Origin of the sequence: Arthrobacter globiformis NBRC 12137, assembly GCF_000238915.1 — a bacterium.
Taxonomy (GTDB): Bacteria; Actinomycetota; Actinomycetes; order Actinomycetales; family Micrococcaceae; genus Arthrobacter; species Arthrobacter globiformis.
Genome location: NZ_BAEG01000081.1, coordinates 1 through 2634 on the forward strand (window position 1 = coordinate 1; position 2634 = coordinate 2634).

Annotated in this window: 3 protein-coding genes and 1 pseudogene; all 4 read right to left on the reverse strand. The window is 67.3% G+C overall.

Annotation, left to right across the window (positions count from 1 at the left end):
• The coding region (locus ARGLB_RS15650; protein ID WP_003804321.1) for a serine dehydratase beta chain at positions 1-315 on the reverse strand (315 nt) is incomplete at its 3' end.
• A gap of 64 nt (positions 316-379) precedes the next feature.
• The gene (gene gcvH, locus ARGLB_RS15655) at positions 380-763 is read right to left on the reverse strand and encodes a glycine cleavage system protein GcvH (protein WP_003804323.1); all 384 of its coding nucleotides are present in this window, start codon (positions 761-763) and stop codon (positions 380-382) included.
• A 43-nt stretch (positions 764-806) separates the two neighbouring features.
• A complete protein-coding gene (gcvT, locus tag ARGLB_RS15660; protein ID WP_003804324.1) occupies positions 807-1955 on the reverse strand; it encodes a glycine cleavage system aminomethyltransferase GcvT in 1149 nt (382 codons plus the stop codon).
• Between the two features lie 9 nt (positions 1956-1964).
• Positions 1965-2634 (reverse strand): annotated as a pseudogene (locus ARGLB_RS15665) (glycine dehydrogenase (aminomethyl-transferring)); the annotation flags it as partial.

Sequence of the window (2634 nt, forward strand, 5' to 3'; positions counted from 1 at the left end):
CAGGGCGACGGCACCGGCCAGCTGCAGGGTTCCGGTCCCGGCGATCGACGCCAGCCGTTCCTCGACCTCATCGGGCAGGATCAGTTCCGGGTGGTAGCCCTCCAGCCCCAGCAGGATCGCCGTCATCGTGCCGTGCCCGTGCCCCGTCGCCGCGAGCGAGCCGTAGAGGTCCACGCGCAGCGACGCCACGTCCGCCAGCTTGCCGGACGCCTTCAGCTCCTCGGCAAACACCGCCGCGGCCCGCATGGGTCCAACGGTGTGGGAACTGGATGGGCCTATTCCGATAGAGAAGAGGTCGAAGACGCCAACAGCCATGGTCGGTTCCTAACTGGATAGTTGTGGTCGGTTCGGGCTGGGGAGGTGGACTTGCTGGGGGAAGTTACAGCTCGCCGCCGTTTGCTGTGGCGTATTCCTCGGCCGACATCAGGGGGCCCTCCTCGGTGACGGCCACCTTGAACAGCCAACCGGCGCCGTAGGGGTCGCTGTTGATCAGGGCCGGGTCGGCGACGACACCGTCGTTGATCTCGGTCACTTCACCCGTGACCGGCGCGTACAGGTCGGAGACGGACTTGGTGGACTCCACCTCGCCGCAGGTTTCGCCTGCCGTGACGGTGGAACCGACCTCGGGGAGGTCCACGTAGACGATGTCGCCCAGGGCGTCGGCCGCGACGGCAGAGATCCCGATCCCCACCGGCCCGCCCCCGTCAGCAGCAACCCACTCGTGCTCGGCGGAGTACTTCAGTTCAGAAACAACTTTGCTCATGTGATTTTCCTTTACGTTTGAAAGTCTGTTGGTGCTGCCGGGCCTAGTGCGCGCGCCTGTAGAACGGCAGTGCCACCACTTCGAACCGCTCTGCCTTGCCGCGCAGGTCGACGTCCAGGACCGTGCCTACCTCGGAATGCTCGACGTCGACGTACGCCATCGCCACCGGGTAGCCGAGGGTGGGGGAGGGTTGGCCGGAGGTGACCTCGCCGATCAGCGTGCCGTCCTTGAGCACCGGATAGTGGCCGCGGGCGGCGCGGCGGCCCAGGCCTCTGAGGCCCACGAGCTTTTGGCCGATGGTGGAACCGACGCCGGCTGCCTTGATTGCGGCCAGCGCCTCCTTGCCCACGAAGTCGCTTTCCTTGGCCAGTGACACCACCGGGCCCAGTCCCGCGGCGTAGGCATTGACGTGGCGCGAGAGCTCGTTGCCGTAGAGCGGCATCCCGGCTTCCAGACGCAGCGAGTCGCGGCAGGCCAAGCCTGCCGGAATGAGCCCATGGGCGGCGCCCGCATCCAGCAGCGCCTCCCACAGTCCGGCGGCATCCACGTTCGGGACGTAGATCTCGAAGCCGTCCTCGCCGGTGTAGCCGGTGCGGGCCAGCAGCAGGGTCTGTACAGTGCCGTTGACGGTGAGCCCTACCTCGACGGCGGCGTAGTACTTCAGTTCCGTGACCAGCGTGTGCTGCTCGGCGGGGACCAGGGCCAGCAGGATCGCCTCTGCGGCGGGACCCTGGACGGCGATGAGCGAGGTCTCGGCGGAGGCGTCCTCCACTACGACGTCGAAGTTGGCGGCACGTTCGGCCAGAGCCGCGGCCACCACCGTGGCGTTGCCGGCGTTGGGGACCACGAGGTACTTGTCCGCGCCTTCTTCGGAAGATGGGCGGCGGTACGAGATCAGGTCATCGATGATGCCGCCGTCGGCGTCGCAAATCAGCGAGTACTTGGCCTTGCCAACGGCGATCGCGGACAGCTTGCCGGCCAGGGCGTAGTCCAGGAAGGCGCCGGCGTCCGGGCCAGTCACCCAGACTTCGCCCATGTGGGAGAGGTCGAACAGGCCGGCCGCGTTGCGCACGGCGTGGTGCTCGGCGAGCTCGGAGGTGTACTTGAGGGGCATCTGCCAGCCGCCGAAGTCGGTGAAGGATGCGCCGGCCTTCTTGTGCTGGTCGTAGAGCGCCGTGTAATTCTCGGTCATTGTCAGTCCTTAGTTTTCGAAGTCTTCGAGAGGCGGGCAGGAGCAGACCAGGTTGCGGTCGCCGGCCGCGCCGTCGATGCGGCCCACCGGCGGGAAGTACTTGTCCTGCCTGAGCGAGGGCACAGGGAACGCGGCCTGCTCACGCGGGTAGGAACGGTCCCAGGAGGAACTGACGACGGCGGCTGCCGTGTGGGGCGCGTTGCGCAGCGGGGAGTTCTCCACGGTGAAGTCGCCGCTGGCGACCTGCTCGATTTCGGCGTGGATGGTGATCATCGCGTCGATGAACCGGTCGATCTCGGCCAGGTCCTCCGACTCGGTGGGCTCCACCATCAGCGTGCCCGCCACCGGGAACGCCAGGGTGGGCGCATGGAAGCCAAAGTCGATCAGGCGCTTGGCCACGTCCTCGGCGGTGACGCCGGTCCGGGCCGTGAGCTCGCGGAGGTCCAGGATGCACTCGTGCGCCACCAGCCCGCTCTCTCCTGTGTAGAGGACCGGGAAGAACTCGTTCAGCCGGGACGCGACATAGTTCGCCGCGAGCAGCGCAGACTTGGTGGCCTCGGTCAGGCCGGCCCCGCCCATCAGCTTCACGTAGGCCCAGGAAATGGGCAGCACACCCGCCGAACCGAACCGCGACGCTGAAATGGCGACGCCGTGTCCCGCTTCATGCGCGGCCTTGTTC